Origin of the sequence: Lysinibacillus sp. CD3-6, from assembly GCF_006351725.2 — a bacterium.
In the GTDB taxonomy this organism is placed as follows: Bacteria; Bacillota; Bacilli; order Bacillales_A; family Planococcaceae; genus Lysinibacillus.
Window position 1 is genome coordinate 1,203,370 of sequence record NZ_CP085880.1, and the last position, 21,920, is coordinate 1,225,289.

General features: G+C 38.4%; 19 protein-coding genes. All 19 read left to right on the top strand.

What is annotated here, in order from left to right; all coding sequences use genetic code 11:
* Nucleotides 1-78: 78 nt before the first annotated feature.
* The 19 genes from tsf (at nucleotide 79) to rpsO (ending at nucleotide 21,604) form a co-directional block, all read left to right on the top strand.
* The gene (tsf, locus tag FH508_RS05625; RefSeq protein ID WP_173477735.1) at nucleotides 79-966 is read left to right on the top strand and encodes a translation elongation factor Ts; all 888 of its coding nucleotides are present in this window, start codon (nucleotides 79-81) and stop codon (nucleotides 964-966) included.
* A 236-nt stretch (nucleotides 967-1,202) separates the two neighbouring features.
* The gene (gene pyrH, locus FH508_RS05630) at nucleotides 1,203-1,928 is read left to right on the top strand and encodes a UMP kinase (protein ID WP_173477734.1); all 726 of its coding nucleotides are present in this window, start codon (nucleotides 1,203-1,205) and stop codon (nucleotides 1,926-1,928) included.
* Nucleotides 1,928-2,485 carry a ribosome recycling factor gene (gene frr / locus FH508_RS05635; RefSeq protein ID WP_173477733.1) on the top strand — a complete coding sequence of 186 codons (558 nt, stop codon included), beginning with the start codon at nucleotides 1,928-1,930 and terminating at the stop codon, nucleotides 2,483-2,485. Before pyrH ends, frr begins: the two co-directional genes overlap by 1 nt.
* Nucleotides 2,486-2,843: 358 nt before the next feature.
* A complete protein-coding gene (locus FH508_RS05640) occupies nucleotides 2,844-3,638 on the top strand; it encodes an undecaprenyl pyrophosphate synthase (protein WP_173477732.1) in 795 nt (264 codons plus the stop codon).
* A complete protein-coding gene (locus FH508_RS05645; RefSeq protein ID WP_173477731.1) occupies nucleotides 3,635-4,435 on the top strand; it encodes a phosphatidate cytidylyltransferase in 801 nt (266 codons plus the stop codon). Before FH508_RS05640 ends, FH508_RS05645 begins: the two co-directional genes overlap by 4 nt.
* A gap of 109 nt (nucleotides 4,436-4,544) precedes the next feature.
* Nucleotides 4,545-5,690: a 1-deoxy-D-xylulose-5-phosphate reductoisomerase gene (dxr, locus tag FH508_RS05650; protein ID WP_173477730.1), complete on the top strand. Its 1,146-nt coding sequence runs from the start codon at nucleotides 4,545-4,547 to the stop codon at nucleotides 5,688-5,690.
* A gap of 51 nt (nucleotides 5,691-5,741) precedes the next feature.
* The gene (gene rseP, locus FH508_RS05655; protein WP_173477729.1) at nucleotides 5,742-7,004 is read left to right on the top strand and encodes an RIP metalloprotease RseP; all 1,263 of its coding nucleotides are present in this window, start codon (nucleotides 5,742-5,744) and stop codon (nucleotides 7,002-7,004) included.
* Between the two features lie 199 nt (nucleotides 7,005-7,203).
* Nucleotides 7,204-8,910: a proline--tRNA ligase gene (locus FH508_RS05660; protein WP_173477728.1), complete on the top strand. Its 1,707-nt coding sequence runs from the start codon at nucleotides 7,204-7,206 to the stop codon at nucleotides 8,908-8,910.
* Between the two features lie 274 nt (nucleotides 8,911-9,184).
* Nucleotides 9,185-13,516 carry a PolC-type DNA polymerase III gene (locus tag FH508_RS05665; protein WP_173478116.1) on the top strand — a complete coding sequence of 1,444 codons (4,332 nt, stop codon included), beginning with the start codon at nucleotides 9,185-9,187 and terminating at the stop codon, nucleotides 13,514-13,516.
* A gap of 243 nt (nucleotides 13,517-13,759) precedes the next feature.
* Complete coding sequence (rimP, locus tag FH508_RS05670) at nucleotides 13,760-14,236, top strand: ribosome maturation factor RimP (protein ID WP_173477727.1); 477 nt, start codon at nucleotides 13,760-13,762, stop codon at nucleotides 14,234-14,236.
* A 24-nt stretch (nucleotides 14,237-14,260) separates the two neighbouring features.
* Nucleotides 14,261-15,394: a transcription termination factor NusA gene (gene nusA, locus FH508_RS05675; RefSeq protein ID WP_173477726.1), complete on the top strand. Its 1,134-nt coding sequence runs from the start codon at nucleotides 14,261-14,263 to the stop codon at nucleotides 15,392-15,394.
* 207 nt (nucleotides 15,395-15,601) lie between these two features.
* Nucleotides 15,602-15,880 (top strand): RNase P modulator RnpM, encoded by a 279-nt coding sequence (gene rnpM, locus FH508_RS05680; protein WP_173477725.1) that lies wholly within the window; start codon nucleotides 15,602-15,604, stop codon nucleotides 15,878-15,880.
* Nucleotides 15,877-16,185: a YlxQ family RNA-binding protein gene (locus tag FH508_RS05685; protein WP_173477724.1), complete on the top strand. Its 309-nt coding sequence runs from the start codon at nucleotides 15,877-15,879 to the stop codon at nucleotides 16,183-16,185. The genes rnpM and FH508_RS05685 overlap by 4 nt, the downstream gene beginning before the upstream one ends.
* 14 nt (nucleotides 16,186-16,199) lie before the next feature.
* Nucleotides 16,200-18,491, top strand: coding sequence for a translation initiation factor IF-2 (gene infB, locus FH508_RS05690; protein ID WP_173477723.1), 2,292 nt, complete (start codon nucleotides 16,200-16,202; stop codon nucleotides 18,489-18,491).
* Nucleotides 18,491-18,769 carry a DUF503 domain-containing protein gene (locus FH508_RS05695; RefSeq protein ID WP_173477722.1) on the top strand — a complete coding sequence of 93 codons (279 nt, stop codon included), beginning with the start codon at nucleotides 18,491-18,493 and terminating at the stop codon, nucleotides 18,767-18,769. Before infB ends, FH508_RS05695 begins: the two co-directional genes overlap by 1 nt.
* 105 nt (nucleotides 18,770-18,874) lie before the next feature.
* Nucleotides 18,875-19,216: a 30S ribosome-binding factor RbfA gene (gene rbfA / locus FH508_RS05700; RefSeq protein ID WP_024361990.1), complete on the top strand. Its 342-nt coding sequence runs from the start codon at nucleotides 18,875-18,877 to the stop codon at nucleotides 19,214-19,216.
* A gap of 79 nt (nucleotides 19,217-19,295) precedes the next feature.
* A complete protein-coding gene (truB, locus tag FH508_RS05705) occupies nucleotides 19,296-20,207 on the top strand; it encodes a tRNA pseudouridine(55) synthase TruB (protein WP_173477721.1) in 912 nt (303 codons plus the stop codon).
* Nucleotides 20,208-20,220: 13 nt separating this feature from the next.
* Complete coding sequence (ribF, locus tag FH508_RS05710) at nucleotides 20,221-21,171, top strand: riboflavin biosynthesis protein RibF (RefSeq protein WP_173477720.1); 951 nt, start codon at nucleotides 20,221-20,223, stop codon at nucleotides 21,169-21,171.
* A gap of 163 nt (nucleotides 21,172-21,334) precedes the next feature.
* Nucleotides 21,335-21,604: a 30S ribosomal protein S15 gene (rpsO, locus tag FH508_RS05715; protein ID WP_008178982.1), complete on the top strand. Its 270-nt coding sequence runs from the start codon at nucleotides 21,335-21,337 to the stop codon at nucleotides 21,602-21,604.
* The last annotated feature ends 316 nt before the right edge of the window (nucleotides 21,605-21,920 follow it).

Consider the following 21,920-nt stretch of genomic DNA (forward strand, 5'->3'; position numbering starts at 1 on the left):
AAGTGGCTCAGAACCCTTATCACCTTTTTTAGAACCTATCACTAAAATAGTTTAACCAATTTGAGGAGGCAACACTAAATGGCAAACATTACTGCACAATTAGTAAAAGAATTACGCGAAAAAACTGGCGCTGGTATGATGGATTGTAAAAAAGCGTTAGTACAAACTGATGGTGACTTAGAAGCTGCAATCGATTTCCTACGTGAAAAAGGTCTTTCTTCAGCTGCTAAAAAAGCTGACCGTATCGCTGCAGAAGGTACTACTTATATTCTAGAAAAAGGTAACGAAGCAATTATTCTTGAAGTAAACGCTGAAACTGACTTCGTTGCGAAAAACGATAAATTCCAAGTGTTAGTTTCTTCTTTAGCTGAGCAATTACTTGCTGCTAAACCAGCATCAGTAGAAGCAGCTTTAGAGCTTGAAAATGCAGAAGGTGTAAAAATCTCTGACCAAATTTCAACAGCAGTTGCAACTATCGGTGAAAAAATTACACTTCGTCGTTACGAAATTAAAACAAAAACAGATGCAGATGCATTCGGTTCTTACCTACACATGGGTGGACGTATTGGTGTATTAGTATCTTTAGAAGGTTCTACAGATGCAGCAGCTGCAAAAGATATCGCTATGCATATCGCAGCTATTAACCCAACTTACGTTTCTCGTGAAGAAGTTTCTGCTGAAGAAGTTGAACGTGAGCGTAAAGTGTTAACTGAACAAGCTCTTAACGAAGGTAAACCAGAAAACATCGTTGCAAAAATGGTTGAAGGTCGTCTTGGTAAATACTTCGAAGACGTTTGCTTACTTGACCAATCATTCGTTAAAAACTCAGACCAAAAAGTACGTGACTTCGTTGCTACAACTGGTGGTACTGTAACTGGCTTCGTACGTTATGCTGTTGGTGAAGGTATTGAAAAACGTGAAGATAACTTCGCTGAAGAAGTAATGAACCAAGTTAAAGGTAACTAATTTGTAGACTAGTTCACTTGATGGATTGGCTTACATTTGATCCTAATCAAATAATAACTAGATTTTCTAGACAAAAATGGGGAACACAACATAACGTGTTCCCTATTTTTCCGAAAAGAGCGAGAAAACGCAAGAATTTTCTATTACCATTATTCACAGCTAGCAATTATTGTTAGATATACTATAATGGAAAAGGAAAAGAAATGTTTTAAATAAATGTCTGACGGAGGTTTACAATGAGTGTGCCACAATATAAACGAGTAGTTATTAAACTAAGTGGTGAAGCGTTAGCAGGAGAGGCTGGCTTCGGTTTATCACCAAAAATTATCAAGTCTGTTGCAGAAGAAGTAAAAGAAGTAGTAGATCTTGATGTAGAAGTTGCTGTTGTTGTAGGTGGCGGTAATATATGGCGTGGAAAAATAGGTAGTGAAATGGGCATGGACCGTGCGGCAGCTGACTATATGGGAATGCTAGCAACGGTAATGAACTCATTAGCATTACAAGATGCTCTTGAAAAATTAGGCATCGAAACACGCGTGCAATCTTCTATTGTGATGACACAAGTAGCAGAGCCATATATTCGTCGTAAAGCAGTTCGTCATTTAGAGAAAAAACGTGTTGTTATTTTTGCTGCAGGTACAGGTAACCCGTTCTTCTCTACAGATACAACAGCTGCATTAAGAGCAGCTGAAATTGACGCAGATGCTATTTTAATGGCGAAAAATAATGTAGATGGTGTCTATTCTGCAGATCCTAAAGTCGATACTACTGCCATCAAATATGATACACTCACATACTTAGACGTTATTCAGCAAGGGTTACAAGTAATGGACTCTACCGCTTCTACATTATGTATGGATAACGATATTCCGTTAATTGTCTTCTCAATTACGGAGCAAGGTAATATTAAACGTGCCGTACAAGGCGAGAAAATTGGAACAGTTGTTAGGAGGAATGCATAATGACTAAACAAGTATTAGATCAAGCAAAAGAAAAAATGAATAAATCAATTGCTGCTTTTTCCCGTGAATTAGCATCAATCCGAGCTGGTCGTGCAAACGCATCTCTACTAGATCGTATTTCTGTAGATTATTATGGAGCACCAACACCGATTAACCAACTTGCGGGTGTTGCTGTACCAGAAGCTCGTTTGCTAGTGATTACACCTTACGATAAAACAATTTTAGGTGAAATCGAAAAAGCAATTATGAAATCAGATATTGGTATTACACCGACTAACGATGGTTCTGTTATTCGTTTAATGATTCCTGCATTAACAGAAGAACGTCGTAAAGATCTTGTAAAACAAGTGAAAAAAGAAGCAGAAGATGCAAAAATCGCAGTACGTAATGTTCGTCGCGATGCAAATGATGATCTTAAAAAACTTGAAAAAGCTGGCGAAATCACAGAAGACGATTTACGTGGATATGGTGATGATATTCAAAAATTAACAGATGAGTTCATCGTGAAAGTAGATCAAGTAGCGAAAGAAAAAGAAAAAGAAATTCTAGAAGTGTAAGCAGGCGCTTTACATTTCTAAGATGGAACTTTTTGATGAGATGAAGGCGTCCTATATATTACAGGACGTCTTTTCTCTTTTATTATAAAAGTATTCATTCTTATCGATGCTACAATTCTCACTTGAAATGTATGAGCTGTAAGGTTTACTGAAGTAACACTAGTAAACTAGTTACCGTTTTTTCAGACTTACTAGCAGCTGTTGAATGTAGAAAGACATGATTTTCTTTGAGATATATGTTGTTCTAAAATAAGGTAGTTCATACATAGTCAATTAGAGGGAAAAAAAAGACAAAAGGCACTTTTGTTTGTTATGATAGGTTAGTATACGTCCGATTAGTTGTAGTGGGGGAGTTAGCATGTTTAAGAAGCTATTAGGTAAACAAGTAAATATGGATATACTATCATTGGAGGAACGTGTTGCCCTTTCGAAAAGCGAGCCGATTCCTGCCCATGTAGCGATTATTATGGACGGAAATGGACGTTGGGCTAAAAAACGCGCCATGCCACGTGTTGCTGGGCACCATGAAGGTATGAAGACGGTACGGAAGGTAACTAGATTTGCATCTGATCTTGGAATAAAAGTATTAACAGTGTATGCGTTCTCTACTGAAAATTGGAAACGACCAAAACCAGAAGTCGATTTTCTGATGCGTTTACCTGTTGAATTTTTGGGTTCTTTTTTACCGGAAATGATGGAGCGCAATGTGCGTGTTGAAATGATTGGGGATCCGTCGCTCTTACCAGCACATACACAAAAAGCATTGTATGAGGCTATGGAGGAGACGAAGCATAATACAGGGTTAATTTTAAATTTTGCTTTGAATTATGGCAGTCGCTCAGAAATGGTGAGCGCCATGAAAGCGATGCTTCAAAAAATTCAAGACGGTCAATTAACAATACAAGACATAAATGAGGAATGTATGACATCTCATTTAATGACAGCTCATCTACCAGAGCCTGACTTACTAATTCGTACAAGTGGTGAAGTACGATTAAGTAACTTTATGTTATGGCAACTCGCCTATACAGAGTTTTGGTTTACAGATACATTGTGGCCAGATTTTAGCGAGGAAAACTTTCTGGAAGCGGTGGAAAACTATCAAAAACGTAATCGCCGTTACGGTGGGTTGAAGGGAGAAGAAACATCTTGAAACAGCGAATAATTACAGCAATCATTGCAGCGGCACTGTTTATTCCATTTGTCATTTATGGAAAAGTGCCATTTACACTACTTGTGCTTGCAATGGCTGTTGTAGGCTTTTATGAAATACTAAAGATGAAAAGTATTTCGATTTTTTCTGTACCAGGGTTGGTTGGCTTACTAACCCTTATTATGCTCGTAATACCAAATAACTGGGCAAATGAGGTAGTACATGCAATTGGCTACTCATCTGTATTAATGGTTATTTATGGACTCGTAATGCTTTTACTGATTTATGTTGTCCTAGTAAAAAATAAAATTACATTTGACGAAGTTGGCTTTATTTTACTTGGCGCGTTTTATGTAGGATTAGGCTTCCATTATTTAATTGAAACGAGAAGCTACGGTCTTGAATTTGTTGTATATTGTTTACTTGTTGTATGGACAACAGATTCTGGCGCATATTTTGTAGGTAGAAAATTAGGTAAAAATAAGCTATGGCCAGAAATTTCACCGAAGAAAACGATTGAAGGCTTTATTGGTGGGATTGTGATTGCAGTTATTTTTGCGATTGCGATGCAAGCAATTTATCCATTTGCCAATGGATATGTTTCACTAATATTTATTACGATTTTTGCTTCCATCATTGGACAAATGGGTGATTTAGTGGAGTCAGCTATAAAGCGACACTTTGACGTGAAAGATTCGGGCAATATTTTACCAGGGCACGGCGGGATTTTAGATCGCTTTGACAGTTTGCTATTCGTAGTGCCTTTACTCCATTTTTTACATCTCTTCGGTAGCTAAATAAGCAAATTGAGTTGAGTTTATTTCATGAAAAATGATTTCAATGTGATTGATGAATATGCGAATAAAGACATTAATTCGCTTAGATAGAAAAAGGGGACGTTTTGTCGTGAAAAAAATTAGTTTATTGGGTGCAACTGGATCTATCGGTTGGCAAACCTATGATATTTTAAAAGAACAACGTGATGCATTTCAACTTGTAGCGTTTTCTTCAGGAAAAAACATAGAAAAAACACGTGAAATGATTGAAACCTTACAGCCTGAACTTGTATCTGTTCAGCTGGAGGAAGATGCACGTTTGCTAGCAAAAGACTACCCACATGTACATTTCACATTCGGTGCAAAGGGGCTTGTAGAGGTTGCTACACATCCTGATTCGACGATACTTGTCAATGCAGTGCTCGGTAGCGTTGGTCTTGAATCCACACTAGCTGCAATTCGCATGAGCAAAACTATTGCCATTGCCAATAAGGAAACGCTTGTAACGGCAGGACACTTAGTGATGGCAGAAGCGAAAAAATACAATGCTCCAATATTACCAGTTGATAGTGAGCATTCTGCTATCTTCCAATCAATGAATGGTGAAAATCCAAAAAATATTGAGCGTTTAATTATTACAGCTTCTGGTGGTAGTTTCCGCGACAAAACGCGTGAAGAGTTAAAACATGTGACGGTTGCGGATGCACTCAATCATCCAAACTGGTCGATGGGCGCGAAAATAACGATAGATTCCGCTACGATGATGAATAAAGGGCTTGAAGTCATAGAAGCACATGTCTTGTTTAATATGCCTTATGATAAAATTGATGTACTTTTACACAGAGAAAGTATTATTCACTCTCTAGTTGAGTATCATGATACTAGTGTTATTGCTCAGCTTGGTACACCAGATATGCGTGTCCCTATCCAGTACGCTTTAAGTTATCCAGACCGTATACCGCTTCATAATGGTCAACGACTTAATTTAGCGCAAATTGGTCAGCTTCATTTTAAAGAAATGGATTTTGAACGCTACCCAGCTTTGCGATTAGCCTTTGAAGCAGGGCGTACAGGAGGTACGATTTTAACTGCGATGAATGCGGCAAACGAAGCAGCAGTCGAAGCATTTTTACAAGGAAAAATAACTTTCCTTGAAATTGATGAAACAATTGAACGTATTATGCAGGGACACAATAATATTTTAGTTCCAGATTTACAAACAATTTTACATGTGGACAGAGAAACAAGAAAAATAGTGTTAGACATGGTAAAATAATTAAGACAGAAAGCTATCGTTAACTATTCGTTTTAAAAGAGGTGGGGTATTATGCAAACAGCCGTTGCGTTTATTTTAATATTTGGCTTGCTCGTGTTTTTCCATGAACTTGGTCACTTCCTTTTTGCGAAGCGTGCAGGAATTATGGTTCGTGAATTCGCAATTGGTATGGGTCCGAAAATCTATGGTAAGACGCATGGTGAAACAATTTATACAGTCCGTTTATTGCCAATCGGTGGATATGTCCGCATGGCAGGAGAGGACATGGATGGTGTTGAATTACAGCCAGGTTACCGTGTAGGGATAATTGTCAATGAAGATAATATCGTGAATAAAATCATTTTTAATCAAAATAATAAACAATTGCCAGATTTATTATTTTTAGAAGTGGAACGTGCTGACTTAGAACGAGAGTTATTTATTGAAGGCTATGATGAAGAGGAAAATTTAGTTCGTTATAGTGTGGCAAGAGATTGTGTAGTTGTAGAAAATGGTAGAGAAACAGTAATTGCGCCATATGATCGTCAGTTTAACGCAAAAACAGTTGGTCAACGTGCAATGACAATTTTTGCTGGACCATTATTTAACTTCATACTAGCCTTTTTCATCTATATACTAATTGGCTTGTTAAATGGTGTCCCAACATATGAGCCTATTATTACAGAAGTAGTTGCAAACGATCCAGCAGCACAGGCAGGGATGCTTGCGGGGGATAAGGTTACATCTATCGATGGACAAGCTGTTGAAAAATGGCAAGACTTAGCTGCCATTGTACAAAAGCGCCCTGACCAAAATATTAATGTAACTGTTGAGCGCGGTGGACAAGTAGAAAATCTTAACATGACAGTGAAAGGCGTTAAGCAGAACGGCGAGACTGTCGGGCAAATTGGTGTTAAGTATGAAAGTCCTCGTGTATTTAATCCTATAAAGGCTGTCGTTTACGGAGCACAAGAAACGTATAATATGACAGTTCGGATTTTTGAATTATTAGGTATGCTCATTACGGGGCAATTTACAATTGATGCATTATCAGGACCAGTAGGTATTTATAAAACGACTGAGGAAGTTGCAGCGTGGGGCATTTTCGCATTAATGAATTTCGCAGCTATGTTAAGCATTAACCTTGGTATTATGAACCTTTTACCGCTTCCAGCGTTAGATGGCGGACGGCTCTTGTTCTTTGGCTTTGAAGCTGTAAGGGGTAAACCAATTGATCGTCAAAAAGAGGGAATGGTTCACTTCGTCGGCATCGTATTGCTGATGATATTAATGGTCGTTGTAACATGGAACGATATTCAACGATTCTTCTTCTAGCAAAATTAAACGACAGTTTGCTTTCGTATTTCCAATGTCTTAAGCTTATACAAAATAAACTTGAGCCAAGGTTTTGCTAAAGTGAAATTAAATTGTAAAATAGCTTTGAACGCAATTTTTTTGAAACATTGCGTTCAAAGCTAAATTTGTTTATGCTAATTAGAGTATAAATTTATTTATTAAAAAGGTGGAACACTGAATGAAGCAAAGTAAAACATTTATCCCAACGCTACGTGAAGTACCTGCGGATGCAGATGTAAAATCACATAAGCAATTATTACGTGCAGGGTTTATTCGTCAAAATACAAGTGGGGTATATTCGTATTTACCGCTTGCAAAACGTGTGTTAACAAAAATCGAAAATATTATTCGTGAAGAGATGGAAGCCATTAACTCAATCGAATTATTAATGCCTGCATTGCAATCTGCTGAACTGTGGCAAGAATCAGGCCGTTGGGAAAAATACGGTCCAGAACTTATGCGATTAAAAGATCGTCATAATCGTGACTTTGCCTTAGGACCAACACATGAAGAAGTAATAACTACTTTAGTGCGTGATGAAATAAAATCATATAAAAAGTTGCCATTAACACTCTATCAAATTCAAACAAAATTCCGTGATGAAAAACGTCCTCGTTTCGGCTTATTGCGCGGAAGAGAGTTTATTATGAAGGATGCATATTCTTTCCACGCTTCACGTGAGAGCTTAGATGAAACATATGAAGATATGTATCGTGCATACTCTAATATTTTCTCACGCCTAGGCTTAAACTATCGTGCAGTAATTGCGGATGCTGGCTCAATCGGTGGTAAAGGTACCCATGAATTTATGGTGCTTTCTGAAATTGGAGAAGATACAATTGCTTACTCTGATACTTCAGATTATGCAGCAAATATCGAGATGGCAGAAGTGACTGTAGAGTATCAACCAACTAACGAAGAAGTAAAAGACCTTGAAAAAGTAGCAACGCCAGATCAAAAAACAATCGAAGAAGTATCTGCATTTTTACAAGTAGCACCATCAAATGTTATTAAGTCATTAGTATTTAATATAGATGATGAATTAGTTGTTGTCCTTGCTCGTGGTGATCATGAAATAAATGATATTAAATTAAAAAATGCGCTAAATGCTGGTTCTGTAGAGCTTGCTGATGAAGCGGCGATTCGTCAGTTACTAGGCTGTGGCGTAGGTTCTATCGGACCTGTAAAATTACCAGTAGACGTAAAAGTTGTTGCGGATCATGCCATTAAATCAATTCGTAACGGTATAGCTGGTGCAAATGAGGACTGCTTCCACCTTGTTAATGTAAACCCAGAGCGAGATTTTGCCATTAATGAATACTTAGATATTCGCTTTATTCAAGAAGGAGACCCATCTCCTGATGGACAAGGTATCATTAAATTTGCAGAAGGTATCGAAGTTGGTCATATTTTCAAATTAGGTACAACATATTCTGAAAAAATGAATGGAACATTTTTAGATGAGCAAGGTAAGGCACAGCCGTTTATTATGGGATGCTATGGTATTGGGGTATCACGTATATTAGCTGCTGTAGCGGAACATTTCCAAGATGAGAATGGTTTCACTTGGCCTACACAATTAGCGCCATATGATATTCATGTAGTGCCTGTTAATACGAAAGATGAAACACAAGTTTCATTAGCAAATGAGTTATATGGCTTACTAAAATCATATCGTTATGATGTACTTTTAGATGATCGTGCTGAACGTGCAGGCGTGAAGTTTGCTGATGCAGATTTAATTGGCTTACCAGTTCGTGTAACAGTTGGTAAAAAGGCAACTGAAGGCGTTGTCGAAGTAAAATTCCGTCAAACAGGCGAAACTTTTGAATGGAAAAAAGAAGAGGTCATTGATCGCTTAAATGAATTTTTCCGTAAAAATTAATATCCTTTGGGAAGGTTAAACTCAAAAGATATAGATGCTTATACGAATAGCATCTTTTAATGAAGAATGAGGATTAAGCAAACGAATTCGCGACACTCCTACGGGAAGCCAAGCAAATCTCACTGAACAAAACAATGTGAGATTTGCGGATTTGCCCGTGGAAAGGGAGCGAATTTTTTTGCTTCAAATTTGAATAGTATTCGCTAGATAAAAATAGAACAAGAGGCTATTAGGGCTGCCTCCTTCTCTTTAAATGAAAGTAGGTGTCGACCGATTGGAACAGCAACAAGAAGCAAGACAGAGATTACGAATGCTCTTGCAACAACTAGAGTTAACAGATGATGTATATATGTCTTTTTTTGAAGAAGGCGAGTTATCACGTCTAACGGTGCATAAAAAGAACAGACTCTGGCATTTTAATATTAAATTACGTGGCATACTTCCATTTCCGTTATATCAACTATTTCGTACACATCTAGCTGAAAAATTCGCTGCTATTGCGCAAATTGAAACAACCTTTGAAACAGTTGAAAAAAATGTTACGGAAGAACTTATCCAAACGTATTGGCTAACAGTAATTGAGCAAATCGACGATATGGCACCACCGTTAAAAAACTGCCTTGTTTCGCAAATCCCAATGTGGAATGGGCAAAAAATTATGGTATCCTGCAAGCAGGACATGGAGCTAATGATGCTGAAAACAAAATATGCAGAAAAGCTTGCAATGAGTTACAGTCAATTTGGTTTTCCGCAAATAGCGTTCGATTTTATGCTCCAAGAGGAAACGGATGAGATGCGTGAGGCGCAGCAAGCCTTTATCGAGCAAAAACGTTTAGAGGAAGCAGCAATGGCACAGCAAGCGATGCAAGACTTCCAAAAACGTGAGCAGGAGAAAAAGGACAATCCAGCATTGGCAGCGCTTGGCGATCGTCCATTCCAGCTTGGTATGCAAATTAAAGATGATGAAATTATGGAAATTAAGCGCATTGTGGAAGAAGAACGACGCGTCATTATTGAAGGCTTTGTTTTTGATACAGAAATCAGAGAGTTAAAAAGTGGCCGCTCACTTCTTCAAATTAAAATTACCGACTATACCGATTCAATCGTTGTCAAAATGTTCTCGCGTGATAATGACGATGCAGAACTGATGCAACATTTGAAAAAAGGTATGTGGGTAAAAGTGCGTGGCTCGGTGCAAACCGATACCTTTATTCGTGATTTAATTGTGATGGCAAATGATATTAATGAAATAAAAAAAGAAACACGACAAGATAAAGCGCCAGAAGGTGAAAAACGAGTAGAGTTACATTTGCATACACCGATGAGCCAAATGGACGCAGTGACGCCAGTAGATAGATTAGTGGCACAGGCTGCTAAATGGGGCCATCCAGCGATTGCGATAACAGACCATGCTGTAGTGCAATCTTTCCCTGATGCATATGGAGCGGGGAAAAAACATGGCATTAAAGTTATTTACGGTTTGGAAGCAAATCTAGTGGATGACGGTGTACCTATTGCATATGCTTCTGAGCATCGTGCATTAGACGAAGCAACTTATGTGGTCTTTGACGTCGAAACGACAGGTCTTTCTACTGCCTACGATACAATTATTGAGCTCGCAGCAGTAAAAATTAAAGGTGGCCATGTCATTGATAAATACGAAAGTTTTGCCAATCCACATCATGCACTGTCAGCAACGACTATCGAACTGACGGGCATTACAGATGATATGGTACGCAATGCACCTGAAGTGGAACAAGTTATCCATGAGTTCCATGCTTTTATTGAGGACGCTATCGTTGTGGCACACAATGCATCTTTCGATATGGGCTTCTTATATACTGGCTATAAAAAATACGGACTTGAAGACACAATTCACCCAGTAATTGATACACTAGAACTTGCCCGTTTGCTCCATCCAACAATGAAAAATCACCGTTTAAATACACTTTGTAAAAAATTCGGTATTGAATTAACGCAGCATCACCGTGCGATCTATGATACGGAAGCGACAGGCTATTTATTGCTGCATCTGTTAAAAGAAGCCGATGAACTAGGCATAAAATATCACGATGATTTCAATAAGCATGTTGGTGGTGGCGATGCATATAAAAAGGCGCGACCGATGCATTGTACGATTTTAGCAGTCAATAATGACGGTTTGAAAAATTTATTTAAAATCGTATCCCATTCTCACACAAAAACGTTCTACCGTGTCCCTCGGGTAACACGCTCTACACTGGAACAGTATAGAGAGGGGCTACTAATTGGTTCAGGCTGTAGTAACGGTGAAGTGTTTGAGACAATGATGAATAAATCCCCAGAGGAAGCAGAAAAAGTTGCAAGATTTTACGATTATATCGAAGTGCAACCAAAGGCTGTTTATGCACCTTTAATTGAACGTAATGTCGTTCGTGATGAGTGGACAATTGAAGATATAATACGCAAGCTTGTTAAATTGGGGAAAAAAATGAATAAGCCTGTAGTCGCTACTGGCAATGTTCATTATTTAGATCCGAACGATGGCATGTTTAGACAAATATTAATTGGTTCCCAAGGGGGCGCCAATATATTAAATAAATCCAAGCTTCCTGAAGTACACTTTAGAACGACTGATGAGATGCTGAAGGACTTTGACTTTTTAGGTCCTGATCTTGCGAAAGAAATAGTTGTGACAAATACGCAAAAGGTCGCTGATATGATTGGCGATGTCAAGCCGATTAAGGACGATTTATATACGCCAAAAATTGAAGGCTCCGATGATGAAGTAACAAATTTAACGTATGAAATGGCACATCGTATATATGGTGAGGAATTACCTGAAATCGTAAAAGCACGTATTGAAAAAGAATTAAAGTCGATTTTAGGCCATGGATTTGGTGTTATTTACTTAATTTCCGCAAAGCTCGTAAAAAAATCTCTTGCTGACGGTTACTTAGTAGGTTCGCGTGGTTCGGTAGGTTCTTCATTAGTAGCAACCTTTATGGAAATTACAGAGGTAAACCCATTACCACCACATTATATTTGTCCAAATTGTAAGCATTCCGAGTTTTTCAATGACGGTTCGGTTAGCTCGGGCTATGACTTGCCAAACAAAGATTGTACTGAATGTGGCACACCATATAAAAAAGATGGGCAAGATATTCCGTTTGAAACGTTCCTTGGTTTTAAAGGGGATAAAGTTCCTGATATCGATTTGAACTTCTCAGGCGAATACCAACCGCAAGCCCACAACTATACGAAGGTTTTGTTTGGTGAAGATTATGTATTCCGTGCAGGAACGATAGGTACTGTTGCGGAAAAAACAGCATACGGCTATGTGAAAGGTTATGCGAGCGACAACAATCTGCATTTCCGTGGTGCTGAAGTAGACCGTTTAGTACAGGGCTGTACAGGCGTTAAACGGACAACAGGGCAACATCCAGGTGGGATTATTGTAGTACCAGATTATATGGATATTTATGATTTCTCGCCAGTACAGTTCCCAGCAGACGCACAGGATTCTGAATGGAAAACAACGCACTTTGATTTCCACTCTATTCATGACAATATTTTAAAGCTCGATATTCTTGGGCACGATGACCCGACCGTAATTCGGATGTTACAAGATTTATCTGGAATTGACCCAAAAACAATCCCAACAGATGATCCGTTCGTTATGAAAATTTTTAGCTCGCCTGAATCTCTAGGGGTGACAGAAAAACAAATTGGGTGTAAGACGGGTACATTAGGTATTCCAGAATTCGGTACACGATTTGTCCGTCAAATGCTAGAAGATACAAAGCCATCTACATTCTCAGAGCTTGTCCAAATTTCAGGACTTTCGCACGGTACGGATGTATGGCTAGGTAATGCGCAGGAGCTTATCCAAAATGGAACATGCGTATTAAAAGAAGTAATCGGCTGTCGTGATGACATTATGGTATATCTAATATACCAAGGACTTGAACCGTCTTTAGCCTTTAAAATTATGGAGTCAGTTCGTAAAGGGAAAGGCTTATCAGAAGAATTTGAAGCAGAAATGCTAGCAAATAAAGTACCTGGATGGTATATCGAATCTTGTAAAAAGATAAAATATATGTTCCCTAAAGCCCATGCCGCTGCCTACGTTTTAATGGCAGTACGTATTGCTTGGTTTAAAGTGCATTTTCCAATCTTATATTATGCTGCCTACTTCACAGTAAGAGCAGATGATTTTGATTTAATTTCGATGACACAAGGTTCACAAATGATTCGTGCAAAAATAGATGAAATTAACATCAAAGGCCTAGATGCTTCTACAAAAGAGAAAAACTTACTGACGGTAATGGAGCTTGCACTAGAAATGTGTGAGCGAGGCATGAACTTCCAAAAGGTTGATTTATATCGTTCGCAAGCTAGTGAGTTTATTATTGATGGCAATTCCTTAATCCCACCTTTTGATGCGATTCCAGGACTCGGAACGAACGTTGCCAAAACAATTGTAGCTGCACGTGAGAATGGCGAGTTTTTATCGAAAGAAGATTTACAACAACGAGGTCGTGTGTCGAAAACATTAATTGAGTATATGGATCAATTAGGTTGTCTGGAAGGCATGCCTGATGCGAATCAGTTATCGCTTTTCTAGGAAGCGCTCGAAACGTAAATTAAGCTCATTTGCATTGTAGCGTGAATTGTGCTATTCTTATGGTAATAATTTGTTGATAGTTTTCCAGCAAAAGAGTGGGGCATTCCCGCTCTTTTCTGTTGTTATACCGAAGCAAAGCAAATTTTTTAGACTAACAGCAGGTAAGACCGTCAAATTTCACCAACCTTACTGGTGGAATTTCTGTTTTATTACGCCTGAAATTGAAAAACGCAGGAGGAAACAATGAGCAAAGTACCATCTTTAATTGAAGAACTTGCTACGCCGATTGTCGAAGAGTTAAATCTTGAGTTGGTGGATGTTGAGTTTGTGAAAGAAGGACGTAACTGGTTTTTACGTGTTTATGTAGATACACCCGAGGGTGGAATTGACATTGGCCAATGTGCTCAAGTTAGTGAACGACTATGTTTACTGTTGGATGAAAAAGATCCTATTACACAAAATTATTATTTAGAGGTATCTTCACCAGGTGCAGAACGTCCATTAAAAAAAGATACTGATTTTAAAAAAGCCGTTGGCAAGTATATTTATGTGAAGACTTATGAGCCTATTAAGGACATGAAGGAATTCCAAGGCTACTTAACATCTTATGATGAACATACATTAGTGATGGAAGTACCCGTTAAAACCCGAAAAATTACAGTAACCATTGAACAAGAAAAAATCGCTTTGGCACGACTTGCCATCGATTTTTCAGCATAATGCATATTTAGGAGTGAAAATAAAATGAGTAGTGATTTGTTAGATGCGCTAACGGCGCTGGAAGAACAAAAAGGAATTTCAAGAGATGTGTTAATTGAAGCAATTGAGGCTGCATTAGTAACAGCTTACAAGCGTAACTTTAACCAAGCTCAGAATGTTCGTGTAGACTTAAATTTAGACAAAGGCTCAATTCGTGTGTTTTCACGTAAAGATGTTGTTGAAGAAGTTGACGATGACCGTTTACAAATTGCAATAGAAGATGCAAAGGCTATCAACCCTGCTTATCAATTAGAAGATATTGTTGAACAAGAAGTAACACCTCGTAATTTTGGACGTATTGCTGCACAAACAGCGAAGCAAGTTGTTACACAACGTGTTCGTGAAGCAGAACGCGGTTTAATTTATGAGCAATACGTAGATCGAGAAGATGATATCGTAACAGGCGTTGTAGAACGTTTAGATGCACGTAACATTTACGTAGGTCTTGGTAAAGTAGAAGCTGCATTACCTCAAAACGAACAAATTCAAGGTGAAACGTACAACCCGCATGATCGTATTAAAGTTTATATTACAAAAGTTGAACGTACGACGCGTGGACCACAAGTAATCGTTTCACGTACACACCCAGGCTTATTACGTCGTCTATTTGAAATGGAAGTGCCTGAGATTTATGAGGGCATTGTCGAAATCAAATCTATTGCTCGTGAAGCAGGGGATCGCTCTAAAATTTCCGTCCATGCACATAACGAAGAAGTGGATCCTGTAGGCTCATGTGTTGGTGCCAAAGGTGCGCGTGTACAAACAATTGTCAATGAACTTAACGGCGAGAAAATCGATATCGTTGAATGGTCAGAAGATCCTGTTGTATTTGTAGCAAATGCACTAAGCCCTTCAAAAGTATTAGATGTGCAAGTAAATGAAGAAGAAAAATCAACAACTGTTGTAGTGCCAGATTACCAATTATCGTTAGCAATAGGTAAACGTGGTCAAAATGCTCGTTTAGCTGCAAAATTAACTGGCTGGAAAATTGATATTAAAAGTGAAACAGATGCACGTGAGTTAGGTATTTATCCATCTGCAACAAGCACATTCGTACCTGCTGAAGATAGCGACTACGAAGAAGCTGCAGTTGACTTATATCAAGACGACGAAGAATAAGTAAGAAAGCCCGTGTGACTGGTCACCTGGCTTTATTCAGTGGGCGTTCCCAGGCCGACTGAATAAAGCCAGAAGCTGAGGCAAAGGTTCAGGATTTTGAGATGCGTGATTGTACTCCACAATGGGCAAATCACAAAATGCCACCTTGCTGTATTGGTTATGGCTAGTCCACCTCTTACGAAGCTTCAGAGAGGAAAGGTGATTCTTATGGCGATTAGTAAAAAAGTACCACTTCGAAAATGCGTAGCTACTGGAGAAATGCTACCAAAAAAAGCAATGATTCGTGTTGTTCGCTCGAAAGAGGGCGAGGTAAGCGTTGATGTTTCAGGGAAAAAACCTGGTCGTGGCGCCTATGTTTCCAAGTCTGAGCAGGCTGTTGACATCGCGCGTAAGAAAAATGTATTAGGGCATCAGCTTGAAGCAAAAATTCCTGAAGAGATTTACGAAGAGCTTTTAATGCTCATTCGTCGGGAGGCTATTTTATGACCAATCAAGCAGTGTTTAATTTGCTTGGTATAGCGGCTAGAGCCCGTAAAGTTATTTCAGGTGAAGAGTTAGTAGTAAAGGAAGTTCGCAATGGTAATGCTAAGCTAGTATTACTCGCAAACGATGCTTCTAAAAACTCTAATAAAAAAATTCAAGATAAATGCACTTATTACAACGTTGAGTATCATGTAATTGGCGATCGTTATGATCTAGGACATGCTACAGGTAAGGAGGCCCGAGTGGCTTTAGCTATTACCGATAAAGGTTTTGCAAGTAAATTGTCTAGTCTACTCAACGAAAAATAATCGGGGGTGAGCAGATGACCAAAATCAGAGTTCATGAATATGCCAAACAAGTGAATAAATCGAGTAAAGAGGTTATTGAAGCGCTAAGTAAATTAAATGTGAGTGTAACAAATCATATGTCTATGTTGGAGAACGATACAGTGGTGAAGTTAAACCAATCATTTAAAGCACCAACAGATAAAAGAGACGCAAAACAACCTACTCAAAATGTAACACAACGATCTCAAGCGAATGGACAACAAAAACCACAGCAATCGGTGAAAAAGCAAGATGGACAAAAGCAGCAGTCTGCTACTTCTAAGCCGAAAGCGAATAATTACAATCAACAAACGCAACAAAACTCAAATTCGTCTAACGAAAAATCTAAGAATACAAAAGGTAATCAAAATCGAAATATGACACAAAATAATAATAATAACAATAATAATAATAATCGTAGAGGCGGCGGTGGATACAACCAACGTCCAAAACCAGGAATTCACGGCGGTAAACGCCGTCATCCAAAAACGCATCAACCATCAATTCCAATGAAACAAAAAGAATTACCAGAAAAAATTACATTTGTAGAATCACTTTCTGTAGCTGAATTAGCAAAAAAATTATACCGTGAGCCATCTGAAATCATTAAAAAATTATTTATGCTTGGTGTAATGGCTACAATTAACCAAGAATTAGATAAGGATGCAATCGAGTTAATTTGCGCAGACTACGGTGTAGAAGTTGAAGAAGAAATTCGTGTAGATATTACGGATTTAGAAACGCACTTCGAACAAACAGAGGAAGCTAATGAAGCTGAATTATCAGAACGTCCTCCTGTAGTAACTATTATGGGTCACGTTGACCATGGTAAAACAACGTTACTTGACTCAATCCGTCATACAAAAGTAACTGCTGGAGAAGCAGGTGGTATTACACAACATATCGGTGCATACCAAGTAACTGAAGGCGACAAAAAGATTACTTTCCTTGATACACCTGGGCATGCTGCCTTCACAACAATGCGTGCGCGCGGTGCGAAAGTAACAGACTTAACAATTTTAGTAGTAGCGGCTGATGATGGTGTAATGCCTCAAACAGTTGAAGCAATTAACCATGCTAAAGCAGCAGAAGTGCCAATTATTGTTGCTGTTAACAAAATGGATAAACCATCAGCAAACCCTGATCGTGTAATGCAAGAATTAACTGAGCATGCACTTGTACCTGAGGCTTGGGGTGGCGATACAATTTTCGTCCCTATTTCAGCATTAAAAGGTGAAGGTATTGACACATTGTTAGAAATGGTATTACTTGTTGCTGAAGTTGGAGAGTTAAAAGCAAATCCAGATCGTTTAGCACTTGGTACTGTAATCGAAGCACAACTTGATAAAGGTCGTGGTTCTGTTGCAACACTATTAGTGCAAGATGGTACGTTAAAAGTTGGAGACCCTATCGTAGTTGGTCACGCTTATGGTCGCGTACGTGCAATGGTCAACGATAAAGGTCGTCGCGTGAAAGAAGCTGGCCCATCAACGCCAGTTGAAATTACAGGATTAAACGATGTGCCACAAGCTGGTGACCGCTTCGTTGTATTCGAAGATGAAAAAACAGCTCGTCAAGTTGGGGAAACACGTGCAATGACAGCTATTCAAGCACAACGTTCTGAAAAACAACGTGTAACGCTTGATAACTTATTCGAACAAATGAGCCAAGGCGAAATGAAAGAGTTAAACTTAATCGTTAAAGCTGACGTTCAAGGTACTGTAGAAGCGATGGCTGCTTCACTTATGAAGATTGATGTTGAAGGCGTAAATGTGAAAATTATTCATACAGGCGCTGGCGCAATTACAGAATCAGATATTTCTCTTGCAGCAGCATCGAATGCAATCGTTATCGGTTTCAACGTACGACCTGATATTAACGCTAAACGTGCAGCGGAAGAAGAAGGCGTAGATATTCGTCTACACCGTGTTATTTATAAAGTAATCGAAGAAATCGAGCAAGCGATGAAAGGTATGCTAGACCCAGAATTTGAAGAAAAAATTATTGGTCAAGCGGAAGTTCGTCAAACAATTAAAGTATCAAAAGTGGGTACAATTGCTGGTTCTTATGTTACAGAAGGTAAAGTAACACGTGACTCAGGCGTTCGTGTCATCCGTGATAACGTTGTGATTTTCGAAGGCGAATTAGATACATTAAAACGTTTCAAAGACGAAGTAAAAGAAGTTGCAAGAGGATACGAATGTGGTATTACAATTACAAACTTCAATGACATTAAAGAAGGCGACATTATTGAAGCCTACATTATGGAAGAAGTTAAACGTGCATAATGATTGTATACGTTGAGGTAGAATTCATTATTCAAACTGCCCATTCGTTAAAGGAAAAGCGCGCTGTTTTACAGCGTATGATTACTCGCACAAAACAAAAGTTTAATGTTTCCATTGCAGAAATTGACCACCAAAATGTATGGCAACGTACGAAATTAGCGCTAGTTGCTGTTTCTTCCTCGAAAGAAGCAGCGGAGCGTGAAATCAATCATGCACTACATTATTTAGAGTCAAATCCTTCATGGGAACAGCTTAATGTGTGGCGAGACTATTTATAAGCAGTAAAAATATTTGTGAATGCAGGATGTCTGTTGAGCGTATCAACAAACGCTAACAGCACCTTTAGCGCAAATATTTGAACATCGAAATTGAGGTGACTAATTATGTCTCTACGCTCAAACCGTGTTGCTGAGCAAATGAAAAAAGAGCTTGGTGATATTATTGGCCGTAAAATTAAAGATCCGCGTGTTGGCTTCGTTACTGTTACTGGTGTAGATGTAACTGGTGATTTACAACAAGCGACGATTTATATTACATCTTTAGGCAATGAACGCGAACGTGAGGAAACGTTAAAAGCTTTAGTAAAAGCTGCTGGCTTTATCCGTTCAGAAATTGGTTCTCGTATCCGTTTACGTCGAACACCAGAGTTAATCTTTGAATTCGATTCATCGATTGAATACGGTAACCGTATTGATTCATTGTTACGTGGTTTACACAAAGAATAAGCAAATCAGTAAAAGTCTGCCACATGCATTTTCATGCAGGCAGACTTTTTTTATGCAATTTTGTTTAAGGAGGATTTTTATGAACGGTATTTTACCGCTTTGGAAAGAACGTGGCATGACAAGTCATGATTGCGTATTTAAATTACGAAAAATATTGCGTACAAAAAAAGTTGGCCATACGGGCACATTAGATCCAGGAGTGGAAGGTGTTCTTCCAATTTGTATCGGACAGGCAACCCGCATCGCAGAATATTTAACAGATGCAGGGAAGACTTATGAGGCAGTAATTTCAATTGGGCGAACAACGACAACTGAAGATGCCGAAGGAGAAACAGTTGCAGAAGATAACACAATTAAGTCGTTTACACGTGCAGAATTACTCGATGTATTAGCGTCTTTAACTGGTATCATTAATCAAACACCACCGATGTTTTCAGCTGTCAAAGTAAATGGTAAACGTTTATATGAATATGCACGTAAAGGTGAGACTGTTGAAAGACCAACAAGACAGGTAACAATTTATGCTTTAGAGTTACTAGACGATCAGGAAGTATACGAAGGGCAGGACATTACGTTCCCTGTAAGGATTTCATGTAGCAAAGGGACATATATTCGTACACTTGCTGTGCAAATTGGTGAAGCACTTGGTTATCCTGCACATATGCAAGCACTTGTTCGAACAGCGTCAGGTACTTTTACGCAAGACAATTGCTTTACACTAGCACAAGTTGCCGAATTAATGGAAACTGAACAAATTAATACATGTATTCTACCTGTAGAATATGCCTTATCTGACTATCCATATATTGAAATAACTTCCGCTAATGAAAAAGAAATTTTCAATGGACAAGTGCTTCCAGCAGATGCATTATTAAAGGTGCATGATAAAATTGTGTTTGGAATCAAAGGGAAAGCATTTGCGGTTTATCAAGCCCATCCGACTAAGGAAGGGTACATGAAACCACATAAAATGTTTCCGACGATAGAGTAGGAGGATTTTTTGTATGGAGGTTATTCATTTAAAATACCCACACCAATTACAGCAACGAGAAAGCATACCGCCTTACTCATTGGCTATTGGCTTTTTTGATGGTGTACATATTGGACATCAGGCGGTTATTGATGCGGCCAAGCAAGAGGCGGAAAAGCGACAAATCTCAACTGCCGTTATGACATTTGATCCGCATCCATCTTTAGTGCTAGGCGGACGAAATGAAAAAGTATTTTATATTACATTATTACAGCAGAAATTGCAGTTGTTTGAAGAACAAGGTGTAGATACTGTATTTGTTGTACATTTCACATCGGACTTTGCAAAGCTGTCACCTGCTGCTTTTATTGATACATTTATTCGAGGATTAAACATTCAACACGTTACAGCTGGCTTTGATTTTTCATTTGGTGCATTTGGAAAAGGCACAATGGAAGATATGCGCGCATTAAGTAATGGGGAGTATGGTGTAACAGTTGTCGATAAGAAAACCGATGCGACTGAGAAAATTAGCTCCACGCGTATTCGTAAGTTATTGCAAGAAGGGGATATGGAGGCAGCAAGAATGCTTCTAGGGCGACCTTTTGACATCAAAGGAATAGTCGTGCATGGTGATAAACGTGGACGTACAATAGGCTTCCCTACCGCTAATGTGCAAGCATTAGAAGGTACTTATATTCCAGCAAGTGGTGTGTATGCTGTTCGATTACTTGTACAAAATAATTGGTATGATGGTGTATGTAATGTAGGCTATAAACCAACATTTAAAGATCCTAATGACAAGCAACTGTCTATTGAAGTTCATATTTTAAACTTCGATAAAAATATTTATGGCGAAGAAGTACATGTTGCTTGGTATAAACGTATTCGAAGTGAGCGTAAATTTGATGGCATCGAAGCGTTAAAAACACAAATAGAAAAAGACAAGCAAGAGGCTATTCACTTTTTTAACGTAATAGAATAGACGTTGCCATGTTTGGCAGGACTACGTTATTACTTGCTTGCCCCTTTATTTTATGGTAACATTCATAAGTGCATAAAGTGCTTAACCTTAGCTCGGTATACCGAAGACTCCAACGTTTACTGTGCTAATGGGGATTAAACAATTATTTAGGAGGTCAATACAAATGGCTATTACAAAAGAACGTAAAAACGAAATTATCGCTGAGTACCGTACTCACGAAAGTGACACTGGTTCTCCAGAAGTACAAGTTGCAGTTTTAACAGCTGAAATCAACGCTTTAAACACTCACTTACGTACACACAAAAAAGATTTCCACTCTGAGCGTGGTCTTCTTAAAATGGTAGGTCGTCGTCGTCACTTACTTAAATATCTACGTGAAACTGACGTTCAACGTTACCGTGAACTAATCAATCGTTTAGGCTTACGTCGCTAATTGACAATCGAAAAGCGGGATTATTCCCGCTTTTTCTTTATGTTTATAAAACTTTTAAGCTATTTAAAGTATTCATTTAGTTTGGTACTTCCAAATGGAAAGCGCATGACGAAGTGCAAATGAAACGAAACATCGTGTAGATGTTGGCAACTATTATCATGAATAGAAAAAATTAGCCAAATATAATACAAATATAAGCACAAAAGCAAGCTAAAACGCCATTAAAACCAAATTAAGAAATAAATCCTAAATAAATTGGCAATAACTGAATTTAAATGTATGATTATTTCATGAAATATTTAGCATAGAACAAGCA

Coding starts and splice junctions, on each gene's coding strand:
- tsf (WP_173477735.1), top strand. CDS start 79: ATGGCAAACATTACTGCACAATTAGTAAAAGAATTACGCGAAAAAACT.
- rseP (WP_173477729.1), top strand. CDS start 5,742: ATGCAAACAGCCGTTGCGTTTATTTTAATATTTGGCTTGCTCGTGTTT.
- nusA (WP_173477726.1), top strand. CDS start 14,261: ATGAGTAGTGATTTGTTAGATGCGCTAACGGCGCTGGAAGAACAAAAA.
- rbfA (WP_024361990.1), top strand. CDS start 18,875: ATGTCTCTACGCTCAAACCGTGTTGCTGAGCAAATGAAAAAAGAGCTT.
- truB (WP_173477721.1), top strand. CDS start 19,296: ATGAACGGTATTTTACCGCTTTGGAAAGAACGTGGCATGACAAGTCAT.
- FH508_RS05695 (WP_173477722.1), top strand. CDS start 18,491: ATGATTGTATACGTTGAGGTAGAATTCATTATTCAAACTGCCCATTCG.
- FH508_RS05640 (WP_173477732.1), top strand. CDS start 2,844: ATGTTTAAGAAGCTATTAGGTAAACAAGTAAATATGGATATACTATCA.
- rimP (WP_173477727.1), top strand. CDS start 13,760: ATGAGCAAAGTACCATCTTTAATTGAAGAACTTGCTACGCCGATTGTC.
- infB (WP_173477723.1), top strand. CDS start 16,200: ATGACCAAAATCAGAGTTCATGAATATGCCAAACAAGTGAATAAATCG.
- frr (WP_173477733.1), top strand. CDS start 1,928: ATGACTAAACAAGTATTAGATCAAGCAAAAGAAAAAATGAATAAATCA.
- rnpM (WP_173477725.1), top strand. CDS start 15,602: ATGGCGATTAGTAAAAAAGTACCACTTCGAAAATGCGTAGCTACTGGA.
- rpsO (WP_008178982.1), top strand. CDS start 21,335: ATGGCTATTACAAAAGAACGTAAAAACGAAATTATCGCTGAGTACCGT.
- pyrH (WP_173477734.1), top strand. CDS start 1,203: ATGAGTGTGCCACAATATAAACGAGTAGTTATTAAACTAAGTGGTGAA.
- FH508_RS05685 (WP_173477724.1), top strand. CDS start 15,877: ATGACCAATCAAGCAGTGTTTAATTTGCTTGGTATAGCGGCTAGAGCC.
- ribF (WP_173477720.1), top strand. CDS start 20,221: ATGGAGGTTATTCATTTAAAATACCCACACCAATTACAGCAACGAGAA.
- FH508_RS05660 (WP_173477728.1), top strand. CDS start 7,204: ATGAAGCAAAGTAAAACATTTATCCCAACGCTACGTGAAGTACCTGCG.